Below are 23,133 nucleotides of genomic sequence, written 5' to 3'. Positions count from 1 at the left end.
ATCCGGCAGAAAAAACAGAATCTGCCGGGCAGGAGGAAAAAATGAAAAAATTTGATCATTCTCTGTTAAAAGATCCCCGGTATTTCAGCGACGGAAGAATGGATGCCCACTCAGATCATACATATTATCGCTGTGAGGAAGAGAGAGAAGATGGGAAAACTTCTTTCCGTCACAGTCTGAATGGTCTCTGGAAGTTCCATTATGCACGGAATTATGCATCTGCTATCCCAGGCTTTGAGGAAGAAGCATATTCCTGTAAGGACTGGGAGGACATTTATGTGCCGGCACATATCCAGATGGAAGGATATGATGCACCGCAGTATGCCAATGTCCAGTATCCGTGGGAAGGCCATGAAGAACTTCATCCGGGACAGATCCCGGAACGTTTTAACCCGGTGGCAAGCTATGTGAGATATTTCCATGTGCCGGAGAGCATGAAAGGAAAAAGAGTATTTGTTTCATTCCAGGGAGCAGAGAGCGGCCTGGCTTTGTGGCTCAATGGAAAATTTGTGGGATACAGTGAAGATTCTTTTACTCCGTCAGAATTCGAGCTTACGGAATATCTGAAGGACGGCGAGAACAAGCTGGCGGCACAGGTGTTTAAATGGACAGCCAGCAGCTGGTGCGAGGATCAGGATTTTTACCGTTTTTCCGGAATTTACAGAGATGTTTATCTGTTTACGGTACCGGATGTCCATGTATATGATCTCAGGATCCGTGCCATTCCGGATGAAACTCTCAAAAAAGCCGAGCTTGAGATCGTGACCAGTACCTGGGGAAAAGGAAAAATGAAGCTTACACTTTCCGGAAAGGGAGAGGTTCTTTTGCAGGAGGAAAGAACTCTGAACGGAGAGGATACCTGTACCTGGGAGATTCAGGATCCCCTTCTCTGGAGTGCAGAAGAGCCGAATCTCTATGATCTGGAGCTGGAGATCAGTGATGAAAGCGGAAAGCTCCAGGAGATCATCCCGGAGAAAGTCGGTTTCCGCCGTTTTGAAATGAAGGATGGTATCATGACCCTTAACGGAAAACGTATCGTATTCAAGGGTGTGAACCGCCATGAGTTCAGCTCCGTCACAGGAAGACATGTGTCCCGGGAGGAACTGCTCAAAGACATCGTGATCATGAAACAGAACAACATCAATGCGATCCGTACCTGTCATTATCCGGATGCATCTCCGATCTACCGTCTCTGCGATGAATATGGTATTTACATGATCGCAGAAAACAATCTGGAGTCTCACGGAACCTGGGATATAGCAGAATTTACCGGAGATTACACGGATATCGTTCCGCACAACAAACCGGAATGGCTGGGTATGATGCTGGACCGTGTAAATTCCATGTATCAGCGTGACAAGAACCACCCGGCGATCCTGATCTGGTCCTGTGGAAATGAATCCTTTGGCGGAAAAGATATCTTTGAGATGTCTGAGTTCTACCACAAGAATGATCCTACAAGACTGGTACATTATGAGGGGGTTTTCCATGACCGCAGCTACAATGCCACCAGTGACATGGAAAGCCAGATGTATCCTTCCGTAGAAGCAATCCGGGAGTTCCTTGCAAAGGATGACAGCAAGCCGTTTATTTGCTGTGAGTATACCCATGCAATGGGAAATTCCTGCGGTGCAATGCATAAATATACAGATCTTACAGATACAGAACCGAAATATCAGGGTGGCTTTATCTGGGATTACATTGATCAGTCTATTTACAAAAAAGACCGTTACGGTAAAGAATTCCAGGCATACGGCGGAGACTTCGGTGAACGTCCTACAGATTATAATTTCAGTGGAAACGGTATCGCATACGGCGGAGACAGAGATGCTTCACCAAAGATGCAGGAGGTAAAATTCAACTACCAGAATATCACTGCGCAGGTAAGTGAGGATTCTGTTAAGATCATCAATAAAAATCTTTTTGTAAATACGGACACATTCCGATGTGAAGTGACTCTTGCAAAGAACGGTCATGTTCTCCGCACAGAGACACTGGATACAGCGGTGGAGCCTTTAAGCCAACAGACCTACAGACTTCCATTTGGAAAACAGCAGCGCCCGGGCGAATATACGGTAACCGTAGCCTTCCTTCTCAGAGAAAAAACACTTTGGGCAGAGGCAGGACATGAGGTTGCTTTCGGCCAGTATGTTTATCAGGTGGAAGGAACACCGGAAGCTCCTGCGTGTGGCGTGGAGCTTGTGAGAAGCCTTCATAACATCGGTGTCCGCGGGGAAAATTTCGAAGTGCTGTTTTCCGTTCTCAATGGTGGCCTGGTTTCGTATAAATATGCAGGAAGAGAAATGATCGAAGCGATTCCGAAGCCTAACTTCTGGAGAGCACCTACAGATAATGATTGCGGAAGTCTGATGCAGATGCGCTATGCACAGTGGAAGATCGCCAGTATGTACGCAAGTCATAAGGATTACCGAAAAGGCATGTATGGTCCGGCCAATGCTCCGGAGACAACGGTTCACGAAAACAGCGTGGAGGTTGCTTTTACCTACATCCTGCCAACTACGCCTGCCAGTGAATGCCGTCTTGCCTATGAGGTAACCGGAGATGGAAGAGTAAAGACAACGCTGACCTATGATCCTGTAAAAGAGCTGGGCGATATGCCGGAGTTCGGAGTACTCTTTAAATTCAATGCGGATTATGATCATGTTCAGTGGTACGGCCTGGGACCGGCAGAGACTTATGCAGACCGGAAGCATGGCGCAAAGCTAGGCATTTATGAGAATCTCGTGACAGACAATATGGCACGCTATCTTGTGCCGCAGGAATGCGGAAATAAAGAGGAAGTACGCTGGGCAAAGATCACAGACAGAAAGGGCAGAGGAATGCTCTTTGAGATGGATAAAGAAAACGGTCCGATGATGTTCTCGGCACTTCCATATACTCCTCATGAAATGGAAAATGCCATGCATCCCTATGAGCTTCCGGCAATCCATTATACCGTTGTCCGTGCCGCAAAGGCGCAGATGGGTGTTGGAGGAGATGACAGCTGGGGTGCCCGCACCCATCCGGAATACCTTCTGGATACTAATGGAAAGATGAAATTTTCCTTTGCGTTCAAAGGCCTTTAAAATGTCATAAAATAACAGAACATAAAGTCAGAAAAAAGCTTCCGGCGACTGTCCGGAAGCTTTTTCATTTCATAATAATGCACAGAAAATAAACAGGTTGAAAAAAAACCTGTGGATATTTCATGAAATGAAAAAAAACTTGGATATGCACTTGTTTTTTCATAGTAAATAGTTTAGAATGATTACATAAGTGGTAGAAAGTGGTGAATAGTGGTAGCGAATGGGGATGAGTGGCAGAACACACCATTTGCACCCTGGAAGCACGAAGGGGAGAATCGTGTTTCACGAGAGTAGGTGGGTTTCATGTTCATGGGCGAGTATAATCATACGATCGACGCGAAGGGGCGTCTGATCATCCCTTCCAGGTTCAGGGAACTCTTAGGGGAAGAGTTCGTACTGACAAGAGGGTTGGATGGTTGCCTTTCTATTTATCCGATGGATGAATGGGTTGCTTTTGAAGAGAAACTCCGAGCATTACCACTTACAAATAAAGACGCAAGAACCTTTTCACGTTTCTTTGTAGCCGGAGCTACAACATGTCAGCTGGATAAGCAGGGAAGAATCCTGGTGCCGCAGACGTTGCGCCAGTTCGCTGGTCTGGATAAGGATGTGGTGCTTACGGGTAATCTGAACCGGATCGAGGTTTGGAGCAAAGAGAAGTGGAGCGAGAACTGCAATTATGATGATATGGACAGCATTGCGGAAAGCATGCAGAACATAGGAATCGTCATTTGAGCATAACGCAGGTAGAAATCCCACAGGAGACGGATATGGAATTTAAGCATAAATCTGTATTACTCAATGAGACCATTGACGGCTTAAGGGTAAAGCCGGATGGAATCTATGTGGATGGCACTTTAGGAGGAGCGGGACACGCCACAGAGGTGTGTAAGAAACTTTCTGCCAAGGGGAGATTTATTGGCATAGATCAAGACCAGGATGCGATAATTGCTGCGAGTGAACGGCTGTCAGCCTTTAATCAGGTGACAATCATTCGCAGCAATTATTGTTACATGGCAGATGAGCTGAGATCCCGTGGCATTGAGAAGGTGGACGGGATCCTGCTGGATTTGGGAGTGTCATCTTATCAGCTGGATAATGAAGAGAGAGGTTTTTCCTATCGGTACGATTCTCCTCTGGACATGCGAATGGACAGAAGACAGAGCCGTACAGCCGGTGATATAGTCAACGGTTATGAGGAACGGGAGCTGTATCGGATTATCCGCGATTACGGCGAAGATAAATTTGCCAAAAATATAGCGAAACACATTGTGGCTGCCAGAGAGCAGGCACCGATCCGGACAACCGGAGAACTGACAGAGATCATACGGGGTGCGATCCCCATGAAAATACAGGCTACAGGAGGACATCCGGCCAAGAGGACTTTTCAGGCAATACGTATTGAGCTCAACCGGGAGCTTGACGTGCTCAGGGATTCCCTGGACGGCATGATCGATCTCCTGAATGACGGAGGAAGGATCTGTATCATTACATTCCATTCTCTGGAAGACAGGATTGTCAAGACCATTTTCCGAAAAAATGAAAATCCCTGTACCTGCCCGCCGGATTTTCCGGTCTGTGTATGCGGAAAGAAATCCAAGGGTAAGGTGATCACAAGAAAACCGATCTTACCGGGAAAAGAGGAAATGGAAGAGAATCCGAGATCCAAAAGTGCGAAGCTTCGTATTTTTGAACGGAAAATGTAGTTAAGAGATGGAAGGTAGGCAAATGGCGAAGACAGGAAGAGGGACTACAGCCAGAAGAAATCGAAATACCGTCAGGAACAGCAGAGAAATGTATGTTCAGGGAAATGCGGTAAAACGGCTGCAGGAAGTTCCTCAGAGGACTGATCTGCCCGAGATACAGGAAAGACGACGGCTGGCTCAGAAAAGAAAACAGAAATCCGCAGTACCTGTGACACCGGCAAAACAGGTGGTAAGCAGACAGGCACAGCGGAACCGGGAAAAGGCAATGGCCATGAACAAGGGGTTCGTTCTGTTTCTTACAGCAGTTTCCATCGCGGTACTTTTTACCTGTATCAATTATCTTCAGGTAAAATCCGAAATCACGGCGAGTATGAAAAATGTTGCAAATCTGGAATCTGAGCTTGCACAGCTGAAAGAAGATAACGATGCATATTACAGTCAGGTCACTTCTGCAGTGGATATCAGCGAGATCAAGAAAAAAGCTATCGGCGAGCTTGGAATGAAATATCCTTCGGAGGATCAGATACAGACCTATACCACGGAAGGAAACAGTTATGTGAGACAGTATCAGGATGTGGACACACACAAGTAACAGAAGTACAGTTTTTAAGCAGGTGATCGATTGAGTACAAGAAGGCGCAGGCCGGTAAAAAAAATAAATTACAGTATGAAGAAAAAGCTGGCAGTACTATTTTCCTTAGTGTTGCTGGCTTTAGTCGGTTTGGTGGCAAGAATTACCTATATCAATGCCACCAGCGGAAGCAAATATCGAAAGCAGGTGCTGAGTCAGGCTCAGCAGAAATATGAAAATCAGACACTCCCGGCAAAAAGAGGAGATATCTATGACCGGAACGGGAATATCCTGGCAACCAGCAACAAGGTCTATAATGTGATTCTTGACTGTCTGGAGGTCAATAAGGATCAGGATTCCGTGGAGCCTACCATCAAGGCGCTTGTAGAAGTTCTGGGACTTGATGAAGATGAGATGCGGAAGCTTCTCACCGACAGCGGTACAAAGGAAAGTCAGTATCAGATCGTAAAGAAACAGATCTCCATGGACGACAAAAAAGCCTTCGAAAAATACGAAGATCCGGGAGACGACAGTGAACTGACTGCCACGCAGCTGAAAGAACGTTCCAAGATCACAGGTGTATGGTTTGAAGAAGATTATCTCAGATCTTATCCGTTTAATGAGACTGCCTGTGATACCATTGGATTTACACTTTCCAGAGATGTGGCGGATGCCGGACTGGAAGGATATTACAATGCGACACTTACCGGCGTGGATGGAAGACAATACGGATACATCAACAACAATTCCGACGTAGAACAGACGATTATCGAACCGACGGATGGCAAAAGCATTGAGACTTCGCTGGATCTGGGACTTCAGCAGATCGTGGAAAAATACGTAAATACCTTTGAAGAAAAGATGGGAGCCAAAAATGTAGGCGTGATCATCGAGGATCCGAAAACAGGAGAGATCCTGGCAATGGACGGCGGTGACCGTTATGACCTAAATAACCCGAGAGATCTTTCAAATGTGTATTCCCAGAGTGAGATCGCTGCCATGAACGATGAGGAAACCGTGGAAGCGCTGAACGGAATGTGGAGTAATTTCTGTGTGACAGATGCCTACGAGCCTGGATCGGTTGTAAAGCCTATCGTTATGGGCTCCGCACTTGAAATGGGAGCGATTTCCGAGAGCGATAATTTTGTCTGTGACGGCGGACAGTCTTTTGGAGCGGAAGGTGCGACTACTTTTATCAAATGTGCGGTATGGCCGGATGCTCACGGGACAGAAGCTCTTTCCGATGTCATTGCCAATTCCTGCAACGATGGTATGATGCAGATCGCAGCAAAGATGGGAAAAGATAATTTCCTTAAGACACAGAGCGTTTTCAATTTCGGAACAAGAACCGGTATCGATCTTCCCAATGAGGGAAGCGGTGTGATCCATACCAGCGATACCATGGGAGAAACGGAGCTTGCATGCTCTGCTTTCGGACAGGGCTATACACTGACCATGATACAGGAGATCAATGCAATGTGTTCTGTGATCAATGGAGGATACTACTATCAGCCTCATCTGGTGACGAAGATCAAGGACAGCAGCGGCGGAATCGTAAAAACGATCTCTCCGACACTGATGAAGCAGACGATTTCCGAGAAGATATCTGCAGATATCCGCTCTTACATGGCTGCCAGCGTAGACCATGGTACCAGCCGTACATCCAAGGTGCAGGGCTACAGCTCCGGTGGTAAAACCGGTACTGCCGAGAAGCTTCCGCGAGGCAATGGCAAGTATCTGGTATCCTTTATCGGATTTGCACCGGTAGATGATCCGGCACTTGTGATCTATGTAGTCGTGGATGAGCCGAAGGTAGATGATCAGGCAAGCAGTACGTACGCACAGTACATTGCACAGGGAATCCTTTCCGAAGCACTTCCGTATCTGAATGTACAGCCGGATGAGGCAGAGGATGGAGAAGTTCCGACTACAGAGCTGTGGGAACTTTTTAAGGGAATCAGCGATTCTGCAACAGGAACCGGCGCAGACGGGCAGAAGGAGGCAATTTCCGATGAGAATGTACCAAGTCCGCCGGAAGATGAGTCGGAGGACAGTGATACCGAAGATAATAACGATATGCAGAGCGAAGGTCTTACCAACGAGGAGGCCGGTCTGGAATAGATAAAAAGAATACCCTCTCAGGGGAACGTCATATATTACAGTGACGACCTCTGAGAGGGATTTTTTTATGATCCGGACCATGGTTTATCACAGGAAAAAAATATGGATGGTTTTTCTGATCTGCATAATGCTTCTTCTGGGACTTGTGGGAAGACTCTGGTATCTTATGAACGTCCGGGCAGAATATTATTCAAAAAAGGCGGAGGATCTTCATGAGAGGGAACGTGACATAAAAGCAGCCAGGGGAAAGATCCTGGACATCAGGGGAAATATTCTGGCAGATAACCGGACAGTCTGCACAGTATCGGTGATACACAGCCAGATCAAAGATCCTGAAAAAGTGATCCGTGTACTGTCCGGAGCATTGTCTGTAAAAGAAGAGGAAATCCGGAAAAAAGTTGAAAAAGTTTCTTCTATTGAAAGAATACAGACAAACGTGGAAAAAAGCATTGGAGACAGGATCCGGGAATATGACCTTGAGGGAGTGAAGGTAGATGAGGATTATCGGAGATATTATCCTTATGGATCTCTCGCTTCAAAAGTACTGGGATTTACCGGAGGTGATAATCAGGGGATCATTGGTCTTGAAGTGAAATACGATGAGATACTGAAAGGAGAGCCTGGAAAGATCCTCACAGTTACGGATGCACGTGGTGTGGAGATCGACGGAACCGGAGAACGGAGGAAGGAACCGGTGTCAGGAAATACTCTGCGTACCAGTCTGGATGTTAATATCCAGGAATATGTGCAGCAGGCAGCCGGTAAAGTCATGGAAGAAAAACAGGCCGAGAGAGTTTCCATACTGCTTATGAACCCTCAGAACGGAGAAATCTATGCCTGTGTCAATGTGCCTGAATTTGATCTGAACGATCCGTTTACTCTGAATACAGAAGAAACAGCAGCAGAGGGAGAAAAGAAGCAGGATCTTCTGAACCGGATGTGGAGAAACCCCTGCCTGAATGATACCTATGAACCTGGCTCGACTTTTAAGATCATCACTATGGCAGCAGGGCTGGAGGAAGGAGTGGTGTCAACAGAGGATCGTTTTTTCTGTCCGGGCTATAAGGTGGTGGAGGACCGGCGGATCCACTGTGCAAAGAGAACAGGACATGGTGCGCAGAGTTTTGTAGAAGGTGCCCAGAACTCCTGTAACCCGGTATTTATTGAGGTGGGTCTGCGGCTTGGAGCAGACCGTTATTACAAATATTTTAAACAGTTCGGACTTTTGAAAAAAACAGGAATAGATCTTCCGGGAGAGGCAGGAACGATCATGCATAACCCCAAAAATATGGGAGAGGTGGAGCTTGCCACGGTATCCTTTGGCCAGTCGTTTCAGATCACACCGATCCAGCTTGCAACAACCGTCAGTGGGATCATCAATGGCGGAAACCGGATCACACCTCATTTTGGGATCAGCGTGGAAAGTGCGGACGGGACAAAGGTGCGGACACTGGAATATCCGGTGGAAAGCGGGATCGTGTCCGGTGAGACTTCCCGGACAGTACGTACGATCCTGGAAACTGTAGTTTCAGAAGGCTCCGGAAAAAATGCCGGGATCCAGGGGTTTTCCATTGGGGGAAAAACAGCTACCTCTCAGACACTGCCCAGAGGCTCCGGCAGATATATTTCTTCATTCCTGGGGTTTGCCCCGGCAGAGGCTCCGAAGGTCCTGGCTCTTTGTATCATCTATGCACCCCAGGGTATGTATTATGGTGGGATCATTGCCGCACCGGTGGTACGCAGTATTTTTGAAAATGTACTTCCCTATCTTGGGATCGAGAGGACAGTTACGGAAACTCCATCCGGGGAAAACCGGGCAGATGGGGTTGATTAATGAGGATAAAAGCCTTATACTGTTGAAGAAGTATAAAAAAACGAAAGAATTAGAGGTGTGAGGATGGAGTTTCATGTTGTGATCCCTGTGCTGATCTCATTTGCGATCAGCCTTGTATTAGGACCGATTGTTATCCCTTTTTTAAGAAGACTTAAAATGGGACAGACAGAGAGAGAGCTGGGTGTGCAGTCCCACCTGAAAAAGAACGGTACCCCTACTATGGGTGGAGTGATCTTTCTCATTGCAACAACTGTAACATCACTGTTTTATATCAGAGATTATCCGATGATCATCCCGGTACTTTTCCTGACACTGGGATTTGGACTGATCGGATTTCTGGATGATTATCTGAAGGTAGTTCTGAAGCGTTCTGACGGACTTCTGCCATGGCAGAAAATGGCACTGCAGATCGTTGTGACAGCTGTATTTGCTTTTTATCTTGTAAATTATTCCAACGTATCCCTGACTATGAAGATCCCGTTCTGGAGCGGACATTATCTGAACCTGGGATGGTTTGCAGTTCCGGTACTGTTCTTTGCGGTGATCGGTACAGTAAACGGAGTCAATTTTACGGATGGACTTGACGGACTGGCTTCCAGTGTTACCCTGATCGTGGCAGTATTCTTTACGGTGGTTTCCCTTGGAATGAACAGTGGTGTGGAACCGATCACCTGTGCAGTTGTGGGCAGTCTGATGGGATTCCTTCTGTTTAATGTATATCCTGCCAAGGTATTTATGGGAGACACCGGTTCTCTGGCATTGGGTGGCTTTGTGGCTGGTGTGGCTTATGCCATGCAGATGCCGCTGTTTATCATCCTGGTCGGACTGATCTACCTTGTGGAGGTATTGTCTGTTATGCTCCAGGTATCCTATTTCAAGGCAACACACGGAAAAAGAATCTTCAAGATGGCGCCTATCCACCATCATTTTGAGCTTTGTGGGTGGTCCGAGACACGAGTTGTTGCAGTGTTCTCTGTTGTAACTGCTATTATGTGCCTGATCGCTCTCCTGGCATTATAAGGAGGAACAGAAAAATGGATTTAAAAGGAAAAAAAGTTCTCGTTTTCGGAGCCGGAAAAAGCGGCATCGGAGCAGCTGATCTGCTTGGAAGTGCAGGAGCACAGCCGGTGATCTATGACGGAAACGCAGATCTTGATAAAGAGACAGTTTTACATAAAACAAACGGAAAATACACCCCGGAGATCTGGGCCGGAGATTTTCCGGAGAGAGCGCTGGACAGTCTTGATCTTGTAGTGCTAAGTCCGGGAGTTCCCACAGACCTGCCGCTGGTAAAGAGCTTCTATGAAAAGGGCCTTCCGGTATGGAGCGAGGTGGAGCTTGCCTACCGTACAGGCAAGGGAGAGGTTCTTGCGATCACAGGAACCAACGGTAAGACAACAACAACAGCACTTCTCGGAAAGATCATGGGAGATGCCCGTGAATCTGTATTTGTTGTAGGAAATATCGGAACTGCATATACATCCAAATCATTGGAGATGAGGGAGGATTCCGTAACTGTTGCGGAGATCAGCAGCTTTCAGCTGGAGACTATTGACCAGTTCCGCCCGAAGGTAAGTGCGATCCTCAACATCACAGAGGACCATCTGAACCGTCATCATACCATGGAGGAATACATCCGTGTAAAAGAGCTGATCACCAAAAATCAGGGACCGGAAGATGTATGTGTTCTGAATTACGAGGATGAAGTCCTTCGTAAATTCGGTGAAAATATCGTTCCGAAGGTGGTATATTTCTCAAGTCTTCGCAAACTGGATCAGGGAATCTATCTGGACGGAGACCAGATCATTCTCAAAACAGAAAAAGAAGAGATCCCGATCGTAAAAACCGGAGAGCTTAAGATCCTGGGACGTCATAATCACGAGAATGTAATGGCAGCAGCAGCCATGGCATATTATGCGGGCGTTTCTGTGGAGAGTATCCGCAAGAGTGTCTGTGAGTTTGTGGCAGTTCCACACAGAATCGAGTATGTGACAGAGAAAAACGGTGTTGCATATTACAACGATTCCAAGGGAACCAATCCGGATGCGGCCATCAAGGGGATTCAGGCAATGAACCGTCCGACTCTTCTGATCGGCGGTGGCTATGACAAGGAATCCAGCTATGATGAGTGGATAGAATCCTTCGACGGAAAAGTCCGTTATCTTGTTCTCATCGGTCAGACGAAAGAGAAGATCAAAGCAGCAGCAGAACGTTTTGGATTTACAGATATCATCCTCTGCGAGGATCTGAAGGAAGCTGTCCAGGTCTGTGCGGAAAAAGCCAATCCCGGAGATGCAGTTCTGCTTTCACCGGCATGTGCGAGCTGGGGACAGTTTGATAATTATGAGCAGCGCGGTGACATGTTCAAGGAATACGTGAAAGCACTGTAATAATCCGAAAAATACATACATAAGCTGAAATAAAGACCACTGTGGAGGCCATGCATGAAGGCAGGACAGAAACAGACCGGAAAGACAGATACCGTTCTCTGGGTACTGGTTCTGATTCTGGTGGTATTGGGACTCGGGGCGCTTTTTTCGGCAAGTGAATATAATGGCAGAGTACGTTTCCACGACTCTGCCTATTATTTTAAAAAGCAGCTCTTTGCCACGGCACTGGGGCTGCTTGTTATGTATCTGGCATCACGGGTAGATTACCGGCTGTCTGTAAAGCTGGCGCCGGCTGCCTATATTTTTTCGCTTTTTCTGTCTGCTGCAGTCCTGCTTTTCGGACAGGAGATCAATGGATCGAAGAGGTGGCTGAACCTGGGGCCGCTTTCCTTTCAGCCGTCGGAGTTTTCCAAGGTGGCAGTGATATTGTTTCTGGTGTGGCAGATCAGCAATACAAAAAGCAAAACAACCGGATTCTGGTTTATCTGCAGGACTATGATGACTTTGCTTCCGGTAGCAGGTCTGGTGGGCTCCAATAACTTAAGCACAGCGGTGATCATTCTGGGGATCGGTGTGCTGCTGATCTTTGTGGCCAATCCCAGGTATCTGCAGTTTCTCGCACTTGGAGGTGCGGGGATAGGATTTATTGCGGTTTTTCTTGCCGCGGAGAGTTATCGTCTGGAACGCCTGGCAATCTGGCGGAATCCGGAAAAATATGAAAAAGGATTTCAGACCATACAGGGCCTGTATGCGATCGGAAGCGGAGGGATCTTCGGCAAGGGGTTCGGGAACAGTCTGCAGAAGCTGGGATTTGTCCCGGAAGCCCAGAATGATATGATATTTTCTATTGTGTGTGAGGAAACGGGGATACTGGGAGCCTTTCTGACACTTTTTCTGTTTGGTATTCTGATCTGGAGGCTTTGTATTCTGGCATTAAACTGCCGGGATCTGCAGGGAACGCTGCTGTGCGCCGGGATCATGGCACATATGGCGATCCAGGTAGTTCTGAATGTTGCAGTAGTAACGAATACGATTCCCAACACTGGGATCACTCTGCCCTTTGTAAGCTATGGCGGAACTTCTGTTGTTTTTCTTCTGGGGGAAATGGGGCTGGCCTTAAGTGTCAGCAGTCACAGACATGGAAGGATCACATAGAATAACAAGTAAGAGGCCCTTTTAGGAGTGGAATACTTGAATGAGATCGATGAGATCATCGTGACCGGAGGCAGGCCGCTGCATGGAAGCGTCCGGATCCAGGGGTCAAAAAATGCGGCACTTCCGGTTATGGCAGCAGCACTCTTAAGCACCGGGACCAGTGTACTGCGGGGATGCCCGAGAATCAGTGATGTATATTTGATGGAAAAGATCCTGAAATATCTGGGTGCAGAAACCTGGTGGGAAGGTCAAGATCTTTATCTGGACTGCAGCCATGCGGACGGCACTATGATACCGGAGTGTTATTCCGGAAAAATGCGTTCTTCCGTGATCTTAATGGGAGCAATGCTGGGGCGGAGCAAAAAGGCACAGACAGGATATCCCGGCGGCTGTGTGATCGGGAAGCGGCCGGTGGATCTTCATATCCAGGTTTTGCGCCGCCTTGGGGCAACTGTGGTGGAAAACGGCGGGATGATCCGGGCATCCTGTGGAAAACTCCGAGGCGCAGAGGTGTTTTTTCAAAAAAGAAGTGTAGGTGCTACAGAACAGGGCATTCTGGCAGCGGTCCTTGCAGAGGGGAAAACAGTCCTTAACGGCTGCGCCTGTGAACCGGAAATTTATTGGCTTTGCCATTATCTTACCGGAATGGGGGCAAGGATCCGGATTCGTGAAAATGGCTGTATCTGTATTGAAGGGGTGGAGAAGCTTGAAGCTGGCGATGGCTGCATTCCACCAGACCGTATTGTCGCCGGAACCTATCTCATGGCAGCGGCGGCAACCAGAGGAGAGATCATCCTGGAAAATCCGCCTCTGGAGGAAATGGATGGAATCCTGGACGTATATCGGAAAATGGGTGGACAATGCCGCAGGGTAGGTGGTAAACTAATAGTCAACGGAAAAAATACAGGTTTTCCCCTGGAGCTTCTGGAAACAGAAGTTTATCCGGGATTTCCTACAGACCTGCAGTCTCCTGCGATGGCGGTACTGGCCACGATCCCGGGAGTGAGCAGGATCCGCGAGAAGATTTTTGAAGACAGATATAAAACAGCTTCATGGCTCTGTAAAATGGGAGCACAGATCCAGATCCGGGATGGAGTTGCTGTGATATACGGAGGGCAGCCCCTGACCGGTTGTACTGTGGAAGCAGAGGAACTTCGCGGTGGTGCAGCACTTGTGATCGCAGCACTTGCCGCGCAGGGGATTACCAGGATCCGGGGCTGTTGTTTCATAGAAAGAGGCTATGAACATATCTGTGAGGATCTGACCGCACTGGGCGGTCTGCTGATAAAGGACAGAGGAACTTTATGAAAACATCAAAAAAAAAGCCACTGAAAGCAGTTGGCGGACTTCTTGTCCTGCTGCTGGCAGGAATTATTTTCTTTTTTACGTATTATCAGGTAGATGAAGTGCAGGTGATGGGCAGCAGCCATTATTCTGAAAAACAGATCAGGAAGATGGTGCTTAGGGGGCCGCTGGCATCCAATTCTGTTCTTGCACCGCTTCTTTATACTAAGCAGAACACAAAGGATGTTCCCTTTATAGAAGGCTATACCGTAACAAGGCTGAACCGGCACACCATTTGTGTCAGTGTGAAGGAGAAGGATATCGTTGGCTGTATCCCTTATCTGGACAGTTATATTTATTTTGACAGAAACGGTATTTTTGTGGAAGGATCCACGGAACGTAACGAAAAAATCCCGTTTTTTGACGGGATCAAAGTCAAAAAAGTGATCCAGAACGAGAAACTCCCCATCAAGGATGAAACGGTGATGAACACGGCAGTTGCTCTTTCTACTATTTTTGCAAAAAATGATAAGGTTCCGGATCACATTGAATTTGAAGACGACGGACAGATCAGTCTTGTTTACGGGGATATCACAGTTAAACTTGGAAAGGATGAATATCTGGAAGACAAAATGACCAGAGTTCTGGCTATCCTTCCGATGATTTCCGGAAAAAAAGGAATTCTCCATGCAGAAAATGTAAATGATAATTCCAAGAACATTACCCTGGAGCAGGAACAGGATGAGAGCCAGACTTCCGCAGAAAACTGGACCGGAGGCTATGATGAGGAAGGAAATTACACCGGAGAAGGCGAATACGATGAAAATGGCAACTGTGTAGGACCGAAACCGCAGACGGATCTGGAGTATGCGCAGGAAAACTGGGTAGGTGGCTATGATGAAGAGGGAGATTACACAGGCAGTGGTGAGTACGATGCCAACATGACCTATGTAGGCGAAGCCCCCACAGAAGAAACCATGGCAGAAAAAGGAAACTGGAAGGGCGGTTACCGGGAAGACGGAGGCTATGACGGAGTCAGTGAATATGACCGTGATGGCAATTACGTAGGCACTCTGGAGGATTATCAGGCTTCGGCAGAAAGCTCCGGAGACGGAACAGACTCCGAAAATCCAGATGCTCAGAGTACGGATACCGAAGATACAGAAAATGAAGAAGACTCTTCAGACAGCAGTACGGACAGCACCGAGGAAGAGGCTGATTACAGCAGTGATCAGGAAGAGGGAGCTGAGGATTATGATGAAAATTCGTACAGCGATTACAGTGATGAGTCCGATTATGAGTAAAGATAAAAAAGCTTTCTTAATATATAGTACCAGTATTTGGACATTTTGCCAGAGATTGTTTTGTAAATGTTCCGGTTAATAGAAACAGTGCCGAAATTTAGTGAAAAAAGTATAAAAAAACAAAATTAGTGGTTGATTAATTACCGAAAAAAATATATGATATAACTATGTGTATATGTAGCTTGGAATAGATTATTACACTGAATCGGATATCAGGTAGAAATAAAGGAGGAAGTACATTGTTAGAGATAATGACGAATGAGGCTGAGTCTTCTGCGAAAATTATTGTAATTGGAGTAGGCGGCGCAGGTAATAATGCGGTAAACAGAATGGTGGAAGAGGCCATTGGCGGAGTTGAGTTTGTAGGTGTTAATACCGATAAACAGGCTCTGACACTGTGTAAAGCTCCGACTGTACTTCAGATTGGTGAGAAAATTACGAAAGGTCTCGGCGCCGGTGCACAGCCGGAGGTTGGACAGAAGGCAGCTGAGGAGAGCATTGAGGAAGTTAAGAAGATCATCGAGGGAGCGGACATGGTTTTCGTTACCTGTGGTATGGGAGGCGGAACCGGAACCGGAGCTGCTCCTGTGATCGCCGGTGCGGCAAAAGAGATGGGTATCCTGACTGTCGGTGTTGTTACCAAGCCTTTCCGTTTTGAAGCAAAGACCCGTATGAACAATGCACTTGCGGGAATCGAAAATCTGAAGAAAGCAGTTGACACTTTGATTGTCATCCCCAATGACAAATTACTTGAGATCGTTGACAGAAGAACAACCATGCCGGAAGCACTGCGTAAGGCTGATGAGGTTCTTCAGCAGGCAGTACAGGGTATTACAGACCTGATCAATCTGCCGGCTCTGATCAACCTTGACTTTGCAGATGTGCAGACAGTCATGACAGACAAGGGAATCGCTCATATCGGTATCGGTGAGGCAAGAGGTGATGACAAGGCTATGGAGGCTGTACAGCAGGCGGTATCTTCTCCGCTTCTTGAGACAACCATCAAGGGCGCTACTCATGTGATCATCAACATTTCCGGAGATATTTCTCTTATGGATGCCAACGATGCTGCAAGCTATGTACAGGAGCTTACAGGTGAGGATGCAAACATCATCTTTGGTGCTATGTATGATGATTCTGTTGCAGATTATGCGAGAATTACAGTTATTGCTACAGGTCTTACAGACAATAACCTTCAGAACACACCATTTGGAAACAGAGCTTCCAATTCTGTATTCGGAAACACCAAAAAAACAAGCCAGTCACAGCCAGGCGGTATGAACCTTAACATGCCAAGCTTCAGCCTGCCGACTATGAATTCCACACAGTTTGGAACAAAGGCTCCTACAAGCACTGTTCAGAAAAAGGACATCCAGATCCCGGATTTTCTTAAGAACAGATAATAAATGAACATGATAAGATCCGGCAGAGACTCCATCTGGAACGCTGCCGGATCTTTTTGACTTTCTGATCAAAAGAAACAGGAATGTCTGCTCTGTATGGAAACAGGATTTCTGTTCAGGATATCAGCATTCGCAGCTGAAAGTATCACATTTTGTATCACAGCAGCGATGTGCATTGGTACCGGATACATTGATGGAAGCTGCGGTGCATTTGCAGTGCTCATTGTAGGTGCAGTTGTGTGCTTTGCAGTCGATGTTAATGGTCTCACACCCACAGCAGGGATCTGCGGAATTTTTTACAGCACACTCTTCCTGGTCACGGAAGCTTTCACAGGCGGTGTCGTCCGCATAACGAGCATCTGCACCTTCGACACTGATGGATCCCCTGGAGCAGAGAGAATTTTTGTTATAGCAGCAGTTGTGTGCGGAGCATTTAAGACTTGTCATAAAAGTGTCCTCCTGATAATTATGATTTTACCGGAAACCGTCAGCCTGTCGGAATGCGCATCCTGTCTGATCGTCAGCACTGCGGTAAGGCTTGACAGATTCCGATGTTGCATAGTATGTCCGGAAGAAGAAAAATTTATACTCAAAAAATAAATACATAATAATATAAAAAACAGTTGACAAATAGCAGACACCATGGTATCCTCTTAAAGTACGTAGCGAAAAGAAAGCAGAGTTCACTCTCACCTCAGCGCTGAAGATAAGCGACTCAGGTTAATATTGCACAGTACTGCGAACGGATCAACCATCAGTGCGCAGGTGTAATTATTTGAAGTGTGGACATCTGTCTGCGCTTTTTTTGTGCGGCTTAAGCTACATTAATGAGAAAGAAAAAAATAATTCTATCATGTTCATGGAGGTGTACAACAATTAGCGGTTTAATGATTAACGAACAGATCAGAGACAGAGAGGTACGCTTGATTGGTCCGGACGGAGCTCAGCTTGGAATCGTGTCCGCCAGAGAAGCGATGGCGAAAGCGCAGGAGGCAGGACTTGACCTTGTAAAGATTGCCCCACAGGCGAAACCGCCGGTATGCAAGATCATCGATTACGGTAAATACCGTTACGAGCTTGCAAGAAAAGAAAAAGAGGCCAGAAAAAAGCAGAAAACCATCGATGTCAAAGAAGTGCGTCTTTCCCCGAACATTGATACGAATGATTTGAAGACGAAGGTAAATGCAGCAAGAAAGTTCCTTAGCAAGGGCGACAGAGTTAAGGTTACACTTCGTTTCCGCGGAAGAGAGATGGCACATATGTCCAGCAGTAGGCATGTGCTTGATGACTTCGCAGATCTTCTGTCCGATATAGCGACTGTAGAGAAGGCTCCGAAGGTAGAAGGCAGAAGCATGACTATGTTTCTGACTGAGAAACGGTAGATATCTCAGTCTTCACGGCAACAGCCGGGCAGAACGGGATGCTATATAAAATTTAGAAGTACCAAATCAAGGAGGAATTCATAATGCCAAAAATTAAAACTTGCAGAGCAGCAGCAAAGCGCTTTAAAAAAACAGGTACAGGAAAATTAGTAAGAAATAAAGCCTACAAGAGCCATATCCTTACAAAGAAATCTCAGAAGAGAAAGAGAAATCTGAGAAAATCTACTGTTGTTGATTCTACTAATGTAAAGAGCATGAAGAAAGTATTACCATATTTATAAGATAGAGAAGACGAACAGGAGGAGAATTAAGAAATGGCAAGAATTAAAGGCGGATTAAACGCAAAGAAAAGACATAACCGTACATTAAAACTGGCAAAAGGCTACAGAGGAGCCCGTTCCAAACAGTATAGAGTAGCAAAACAGTCTGTAATGAGAGCTCTTACAAGCTCCTATGCAGGAAGAAAACAGAAGAAACGTCAGTTCAGACAGCTCTGGATCGCTCGTATCAACGCAGCAGCAAGAATGAACGGACTTTCTTACAGCAAAATGATGCACGGCCTTAAGGTTGCAAACATCGACATCAACAGAAAGATGCTTGCAGAGATGGCTGTTAACGATGCAGCAGGCTTCACAGCTCTTGCTGAGATCGCTAAGAAAGCAATCGCATAAGTAAAGTATTAAGAGACGAAGGAGTCCAGGGAATTTTTCCCTGGATTTTTTTGTAAAAAAATTCAGACAATTTGCCGAAAAACGACACAAGCTGTACAGCGGACAAGTGTCCGCGTTGTGCAATCAGACGAAAAACAACAGATAACTAAATTTGCCCTTGAAATAAAAAATATGCGATGCTATAATTTTACCATTAAACATTAGTAACGCGACAAAGCGCAGGAGGAGAGATTATTATGAAGAATTGGAAGAAAGTAATCGGCGTTGCATCAGCAGCAGCGATGACAGCAGCGATGATGATGCCTACATCAGTTTTTGCAGCAGATGAGACATTTAAGATCGGTGTGATCGGACCGATGACAGGTGATTACGCACAGTACGGTACCAACGTATACAACGCAGCCAAGATCGCAGCTGATGAGATCAACGAGAACGGTGGATTCAACGGATATAAAGTAGAGATTCTTGACGCAGGTGATGACCAGGGAGATCCGGAGAAGGCTGTTAACGCATACAATGACCTGATCGATAAAGGAATGCAGATGCTCTGTGGAACTGTAACATCCGGTTCCTGTATCGCAGTAGGAGCTGAGGCAGCTGAGGATACATTCCTCTTCACACCATCCGCAACAGCACTTGACTGTATCACAGCAGGAACAAACGAGTTCCGTATGTGCTTCACAGACCCGGCACAGGGAACCAAATCTGCTCAGTACATTTCCGAGCACAAACTTGCAACGAAAGTAGCAGTACTTTATGATTCCGCTGCTGACTACAACTCCGGTGTACATGACGCATTCGTTGCAGCAGCTGCTGATGACGGACTTGAAGTAGTTGCAGATGAGGCTTACACAACAGACAGCAACACAGACTATTCTGTACAGCTTGCAAAGATCAAGAAGAGCGGCGCTGAGCTTCTTTTCCTTCCGAACTACTATTCCGACAATGCGCTGATCCTTCAGCAGGCATCTGAGGCAGGACTTGACATTAAATTCTTTGGTGTAGATGGCATGGATGGTATCCTCAATGTAGAGAACTTCGATAAATCCCTTGCAGAGGGTGTTATGCTTCTGACACCATTCTCCGCAACAGCTACAGATGAGAAGAGCCAGAACTTCGTAAAAGCATACGGCGATGCTCACAACGGTGAGATCCCGAACCAGTTTGCGGCAGATACATATGATGTACTTTACGCAATGCAGCTTGCAGCTGACGATGCAAAGATCACACCAGATATGGAAAATGCAGACATCAGTGCAGCAATGAGCGCATCCATGGCAAACATCGAGCTTGACGGACTTACCGGAAAAGCAAAATGGACCGAGGATGGCGAGTGTGATAAAGAGCCGAAAGCATTCGAGATCAAAGACGGTGCTTATGTAGAGATGAAATAAGTAATTTCTGTTAACGTTAGGGGTCAGGGGACGGTCACCTTTAGTGGGAACCGTCCCCTTTTTCCCTTATCAATAAACAATTAAAAGAGGTGCGTTATGAGTTTTATATCTTATTTAAAAGACGGCATCAGTCTTGGCAGTATCTATGCAATCATCGCACTTGGATATACCATGGTTTATGGTATTGCCAAGATGCTGAACTTTGCACACGGAGATGTTATCATGGTGGGAGCTTATATCATCCTTACCTGTATCACAAGAGGCGGCATGTCACCGATCCTTGCTGTGATCCTTTCCGTTGTGATCTGTACACTGCTTGGTGTTGTCATTGAGAAGGTAGCTTACAGTCCACTTAGAAAAGCTTCCTCAAACCTGGCCGTTCTTATCACGGCTATCGGTGTCAGTTATCTGCTTCAGAACCTGGCACTTCTGATCTTCGGCGCAGATGCCAAGAGTTTCGTAGCTGTTGTCAAAGTTCCGTCCATCACACTGTTTGACGGTGAGCTTACCATCAAGGGAATCACCATCGTAACCATCCTTGCATGTATCATTATCATGGTGGGACTTTCCCTCTTTGTAAAAAAGACAAAACCTGGCCGTGCCATGCAGGCGGTTTCCGAGGACAGAGATGCGGCACAGCTGATGGGAGTTAACGTCAATGCGACAATTTCCCTCACATTTGCCATCGGTTCCGGACTTGCAGCGATCGCAGGCCTTCTGCTCTGTCAGACTTATCCGACGCTGACTCCGTACACAGGAGCCATGCCTGGTATCAAAGCTTTCGTAGCTGCTGTATTCGGTGGAATCGGTTCGATTCCGGGAGCTATGGTCGGCGGCATCCTTCTGGGAATCATCGAGATCTTCGGAAAAGCTTATATTTCTTCCCAGGTTGCAGATGCGATCGTATTTGCAGTCCTGATCGTCGTGCTTCTTGTAAAACCTACCGGACTGTTCGGCAAGAACATCCAGGAGAAAGTGTAAGGTGGCCGATATGAAGAATATGAAAAACAAAACAACAAAAAATAACATGATCAACTATGGAATTGTCATTGTGCTTTTTGTGATCGTACAGGCACTTTCCTCAACTGGAAATCTTTCCAGACTTCTTATGGGACTTCTTGTTCCCCTTTGTGTTTATACCATTGCATCAGTTTCCCTGAACCTGGTAGTCGGTTTTTCCGGTGAGCTGAGCCTTGGACATGCGGGCTTCATGTGCGTGGGAGCTTTTTCCAGTGCCCTGTTTTCACAGGTTGCTGCAGACTCCATTCCGCAGGTTCCTCGCTTTATCCTTGCAATCCTTGTAGGTGCGGCAGTTGCAGCACTGTTTGGTGTGATCATCGGTATTCCGGTACTTCGTCTCCGCGGTGACTACCTGGCTATTGTTACACTGGCTTTTGGTGAGATCATCAAGAACCTGATCAATGTACTTTACATTGGCGTGGATGACAAGGGACTTCACGTTGCAACAAGTGCAGCAGGTCTTCATCTGGAAGCCGGCGGAAAGCAGATTCTCAAAGGTGCCCTTGGTATTTCGGGAACAGCAACTCTTTATAAAGATATCAAGAATTACTTTTTCCTGATCGGCGTGATCCTGCTTCTTCTCACATTGTTTATTGTACAGAACCTTGTAAATTCCAGAAGCGGACGTGCTATTATGTCAACCAGGGACAACCGTATTGCAGCGGAGTCTGTAGGAATCAATATCACCAGATATAAGCTGCTGGCATTTACCATTTCTGCAGCCCTTGCAGGAGTTGCAGGTGTGCTGTATGCACATAACCTTTCTCTTCTTAAGGTTTCTGTATTCGATTACAATATGTCCATTCTGGTACTTGTGTATGTAGTACTTGGAGGAATCGGAAATATCAGAGGATCTATCATTGCAACCATTATCCTCTATGCACTGCCTGAGCTTCTCCGTGGATTCGCAAACTACCGTATGCTGATCTATGCTATCGTACTGATCATCATGATGCTCTTTAACTGGGCACCGGCGGCGAGAGACTGGAGAGCACGCATGGTAGAGAAATTTAAAGGCAAAAAAGAGAAAAAGGAGGTGGCCTGATCATGGCAATGCTGGAAGTAAATAATCTGTCTATCCAGTTCGGCGGTCTTCGTGCTGTTGACGGCTTTAATATGACCATTGAGAAGGGACAGCTCTATGGACTGATCGGACCTAACGGTGCCGGTAAGACAACTGTATTCAACCTTCTTACAGGCGTGTACAAGCCTACAGAGGGAATCATTAAACTGGACGGCCAGGACATCACAGGAAAAAGCACCATTGAGATCAACAAGGCCGGAATCGCAAGAACCTTCCAGAATATCCGTCTTTTCAAGGATATGCCGGTTCTTGACAATGTAAAAGTAGGACTTCACAATCATCATCCATACTCCACACTGACCGGAATCTTAAGGCTGCCGAAGTATTACAAGGTAGAAAAAGAGATGAACGAACGTGCCATGGAGATACTGAGGGTGTTTGATCTGGATAAGGAAGCAGACACTCTGGCAGGTAACCTGCCTTATGGTAAACAGCGTAAGCTGGAGATTGCCAGAGCTCTTGCCACAGAGCCGAAGCTTCTTCTCCTGGATGAGCCGGCGGCTGGTATGAACCCGAATGAGACACAGGAACTGATGGATACTATCCGTTTTGTGCGGGAGCATTTTGATATGACTGTTCTTCTGATCGAGCACGACATGAAACTGGTGGGCGGTATCTGTGAGGAACTTACAGTTCTGAACTTCGGTCAGGTACTGATCCAGGGTGAGACATCTGCAGTGCTGAAAGACCCGACGGTTATCACTGCATATCTGGGAGAATAAGGAGGA

General features: G+C 46.6%; 20 protein-coding genes. 19 read left to right on the top strand and 1 reads right to left on the bottom strand.

Going from position 1 to position 23,133, the window contains the following annotated elements:
* The first annotated feature begins 41 nt into the window (after positions 1-41).
* The 12 genes from lacZ (at position 42) to ftsZ (ending at position 16,854) form a co-directional block, all read left to right on the top strand.
* Positions 42-3,086 (top strand): beta-galactosidase, LacZ type, encoded by a 3,045-nt coding sequence (gene lacZ, locus DWW77_RS04715; protein WP_118608133.1) that lies wholly within the window; start codon positions 42-44, stop codon positions 3,084-3,086.
* A 303-nt stretch (positions 3,087-3,389) separates the two neighbouring features.
* Entirely contained in the window at positions 3,390-3,821 is a 432-nt protein-coding gene (mraZ, locus tag DWW77_RS04710; RefSeq protein WP_021651636.1) for a division/cell wall cluster transcriptional repressor MraZ, read from the top strand.
* A gap of 35 nt (positions 3,822-3,856) precedes the next feature.
* The gene (gene rsmH, locus DWW77_RS04705) at positions 3,857-4,792 is read left to right on the top strand and encodes a 16S rRNA (cytosine(1402)-N(4))-methyltransferase RsmH (protein WP_118608132.1); all 936 of its coding nucleotides are present in this window, start codon (positions 3,857-3,859) and stop codon (positions 4,790-4,792) included.
* Positions 4,793-4,814: 22 nt separating this feature from the next.
* Positions 4,815-5,384: a hypothetical protein gene (locus DWW77_RS04700; RefSeq protein ID WP_015526105.1), complete on the top strand. Its 570-nt coding sequence runs from the start codon at positions 4,815-4,817 to the stop codon at positions 5,382-5,384.
* A gap of 30 nt (positions 5,385-5,414) precedes the next feature.
* Positions 5,415-7,484 carry a peptidoglycan D,D-transpeptidase FtsI family protein gene (locus tag DWW77_RS04695; protein ID WP_286187987.1) on the top strand — a complete coding sequence of 690 codons (2,070 nt, stop codon included), beginning with the start codon at positions 5,415-5,417 and terminating at the stop codon, positions 7,482-7,484.
* 67 nt (positions 7,485-7,551) lie between these two features.
* Positions 7,552-9,318 (top strand): peptidoglycan D,D-transpeptidase FtsI family protein, encoded by a 1,767-nt coding sequence (locus DWW77_RS04690; RefSeq protein WP_182431188.1) that lies wholly within the window; start codon positions 7,552-7,554, stop codon positions 9,316-9,318.
* Between the two features lie 63 nt (positions 9,319-9,381).
* Complete coding sequence (gene mraY, locus DWW77_RS04685) at positions 9,382-10,338, top strand: phospho-N-acetylmuramoyl-pentapeptide-transferase (RefSeq protein WP_015526100.1); 957 nt, start codon at positions 9,382-9,384, stop codon at positions 10,336-10,338.
* 14 nt (positions 10,339-10,352) lie between these two features.
* Positions 10,353-11,708: a UDP-N-acetylmuramoyl-L-alanine--D-glutamate ligase gene (murD, locus tag DWW77_RS04680; RefSeq protein WP_118608131.1), complete on the top strand. Its 1,356-nt coding sequence runs from the start codon at positions 10,353-10,355 to the stop codon at positions 11,706-11,708.
* A gap of 54 nt (positions 11,709-11,762) precedes the next feature.
* On the top strand, positions 11,763-12,863 hold the full coding sequence (locus DWW77_RS04675; RefSeq protein ID WP_114002112.1) for an FtsW/RodA/SpoVE family cell cycle protein: 1,101 nt from the start codon (positions 11,763-11,765) through the stop codon (positions 12,861-12,863).
* A 27-nt stretch (positions 12,864-12,890) separates the two neighbouring features.
* Entirely contained in the window at positions 12,891-14,171 is a 1,281-nt protein-coding gene (gene murA, locus DWW77_RS04670) for a UDP-N-acetylglucosamine 1-carboxyvinyltransferase (RefSeq protein WP_286187986.1), read from the top strand.
* The gene (locus DWW77_RS04665) at positions 14,168-15,451 is read left to right on the top strand and encodes a cell division protein FtsQ/DivIB (protein ID WP_118608129.1); all 1,284 of its coding nucleotides are present in this window, start codon (positions 14,168-14,170) and stop codon (positions 15,449-15,451) included. The genes murA and DWW77_RS04665 overlap by 4 nt, the downstream gene beginning before the upstream one ends.
* Positions 15,452-15,690: 239 nt before the next feature.
* Positions 15,691-16,854: a cell division protein FtsZ gene (ftsZ, locus tag DWW77_RS04660; protein ID WP_330364150.1), complete on the top strand. Its 1,164-nt coding sequence runs from the start codon at positions 15,691-15,693 to the stop codon at positions 16,852-16,854.
* A gap of 123 nt (positions 16,855-16,977) precedes the next feature.
* Here the strand turns inward: ftsZ and DWW77_RS04655 are convergent, their stop codons facing one another.
* Positions 16,978-17,301: a DUF1540 domain-containing protein gene (locus DWW77_RS04655; RefSeq protein WP_118608128.1), complete on the bottom strand. Its 324-nt coding sequence runs from the start codon at positions 17,299-17,301 to the stop codon at positions 16,978-16,980.
* A gap of 440 nt (positions 17,302-17,741) precedes the next feature.
* On the opposite strand from DWW77_RS04655, the gene infC reads away from it, so the two are divergent.
* The 7 genes from infC to DWW77_RS04620 all read left to right on the top strand — a co-directional run bounded on the left by infC (position 17,742) and on the right by DWW77_RS04620 (position 23,127).
* Complete coding sequence (infC, locus tag DWW77_RS04650; RefSeq protein ID WP_015526092.1) at positions 17,742-18,236, top strand: translation initiation factor IF-3; 495 nt, start codon at positions 17,742-17,744, stop codon at positions 18,234-18,236.
* A gap of 83 nt (positions 18,237-18,319) precedes the next feature.
* On the top strand, positions 18,320-18,517 hold the full coding sequence (rpmI, locus tag DWW77_RS04645) for a 50S ribosomal protein L35 (RefSeq protein ID WP_021651646.1): 198 nt from the start codon (positions 18,320-18,322) through the stop codon (positions 18,515-18,517).
* A 33-nt stretch (positions 18,518-18,550) separates the two neighbouring features.
* On the top strand, positions 18,551-18,907 hold the full coding sequence (gene rplT / locus DWW77_RS04640) for a 50S ribosomal protein L20 (protein WP_015526090.1): 357 nt from the start codon (positions 18,551-18,553) through the stop codon (positions 18,905-18,907).
* A gap of 236 nt (positions 18,908-19,143) precedes the next feature.
* Positions 19,144-20,301 carry an ABC transporter substrate-binding protein gene (locus tag DWW77_RS04635; protein WP_015526089.1) on the top strand — a complete coding sequence of 386 codons (1,158 nt, stop codon included), beginning with the start codon at positions 19,144-19,146 and terminating at the stop codon, positions 20,299-20,301.
* Between the two features lie 96 nt (positions 20,302-20,397).
* A complete protein-coding gene (locus DWW77_RS04630; RefSeq protein ID WP_118063755.1) occupies positions 20,398-21,282 on the top strand; it encodes a branched-chain amino acid ABC transporter permease in 885 nt (294 codons plus the stop codon).
* 10 nt (positions 21,283-21,292) lie between these two features.
* Complete coding sequence (locus DWW77_RS04625) at positions 21,293-22,366, top strand: branched-chain amino acid ABC transporter permease (protein WP_173722504.1); 1,074 nt, start codon at positions 21,293-21,295, stop codon at positions 22,364-22,366.
* Between the two features lie 2 nt (positions 22,367-22,368).
* A complete protein-coding gene (locus DWW77_RS04620) occupies positions 22,369-23,127 on the top strand; it encodes an ABC transporter ATP-binding protein (protein WP_021651650.1) in 759 nt (252 codons plus the stop codon).
* The last annotated feature ends 6 nt before the right edge of the window (positions 23,128-23,133 follow it).

This window comes from Ruminococcus sp. AF17-12 (genome assembly GCF_003479245.1).
Lineage (GTDB): Bacteria > Bacillota > Clostridia > Lachnospirales > Lachnospiraceae > Blautia_A > Blautia_A fusiformis.
The sequence above is the reverse complement of the archived record's forward strand: the minus strand, read 5'-3'. Positions and strand labels throughout refer to the sequence as shown.

Bases quoted from the DNA above. Each gene is read 5' to 3' on its own strand.
- lacZ (WP_118608133.1), top strand. From the start codon at position 42: ATGAAAAAATTTGATCATTCTCTGTTAAAAGATCCCCGGTATTTCAGC.
- mraZ (WP_021651636.1), top strand. From the start codon at position 3,390: ATGTTCATGGGCGAGTATAATCATACGATCGACGCGAAGGGGCGTCTG.
- rsmH (WP_118608132.1), top strand. From the start codon at position 3,857: ATGGAATTTAAGCATAAATCTGTATTACTCAATGAGACCATTGACGGC.
- DWW77_RS04700 (WP_015526105.1), top strand. From the start codon at position 4,815: ATGGCGAAGACAGGAAGAGGGACTACAGCCAGAAGAAATCGAAATACC.
- DWW77_RS04690 (WP_182431188.1), top strand. From the start codon at position 7,552: ATGATCCGGACCATGGTTTATCACAGGAAAAAAATATGGATGGTTTTT.
- mraY (WP_015526100.1), top strand. From the start codon at position 9,382: ATGGAGTTTCATGTTGTGATCCCTGTGCTGATCTCATTTGCGATCAGC.
- murD (WP_118608131.1), top strand. From the start codon at position 10,353: ATGGATTTAAAAGGAAAAAAAGTTCTCGTTTTCGGAGCCGGAAAAAGC.
- DWW77_RS04675 (WP_114002112.1), top strand. From the start codon at position 11,763: ATGAAGGCAGGACAGAAACAGACCGGAAAGACAGATACCGTTCTCTGG.
- DWW77_RS04665 (WP_118608129.1), top strand. From the start codon at position 14,168: ATGAAAACATCAAAAAAAAAGCCACTGAAAGCAGTTGGCGGACTTCTT.
- DWW77_RS04655 (WP_118608128.1), bottom strand. From the start codon at position 17,301: ATGACAAGTCTTAAATGCTCCGCACACAACTGCTGCTATAACAAAAAT.
- infC (WP_015526092.1), top strand. From the start codon at position 17,742: ATGATTAACGAACAGATCAGAGACAGAGAGGTACGCTTGATTGGTCCG.
- rpmI (WP_021651646.1), top strand. From the start codon at position 18,320: ATGCCAAAAATTAAAACTTGCAGAGCAGCAGCAAAGCGCTTTAAAAAA.
- rplT (WP_015526090.1), top strand. From the start codon at position 18,551: ATGGCAAGAATTAAAGGCGGATTAAACGCAAAGAAAAGACATAACCGT.
- DWW77_RS04635 (WP_015526089.1), top strand. From the start codon at position 19,144: ATGAAGAATTGGAAGAAAGTAATCGGCGTTGCATCAGCAGCAGCGATG.
- DWW77_RS04630 (WP_118063755.1), top strand. From the start codon at position 20,398: ATGAGTTTTATATCTTATTTAAAAGACGGCATCAGTCTTGGCAGTATC.
- DWW77_RS04625 (WP_173722504.1), top strand. From the start codon at position 21,293: ATGAAGAATATGAAAAACAAAACAACAAAAAATAACATGATCAACTAT.
- DWW77_RS04620 (WP_021651650.1), top strand. From the start codon at position 22,369: ATGGCAATGCTGGAAGTAAATAATCTGTCTATCCAGTTCGGCGGTCTT.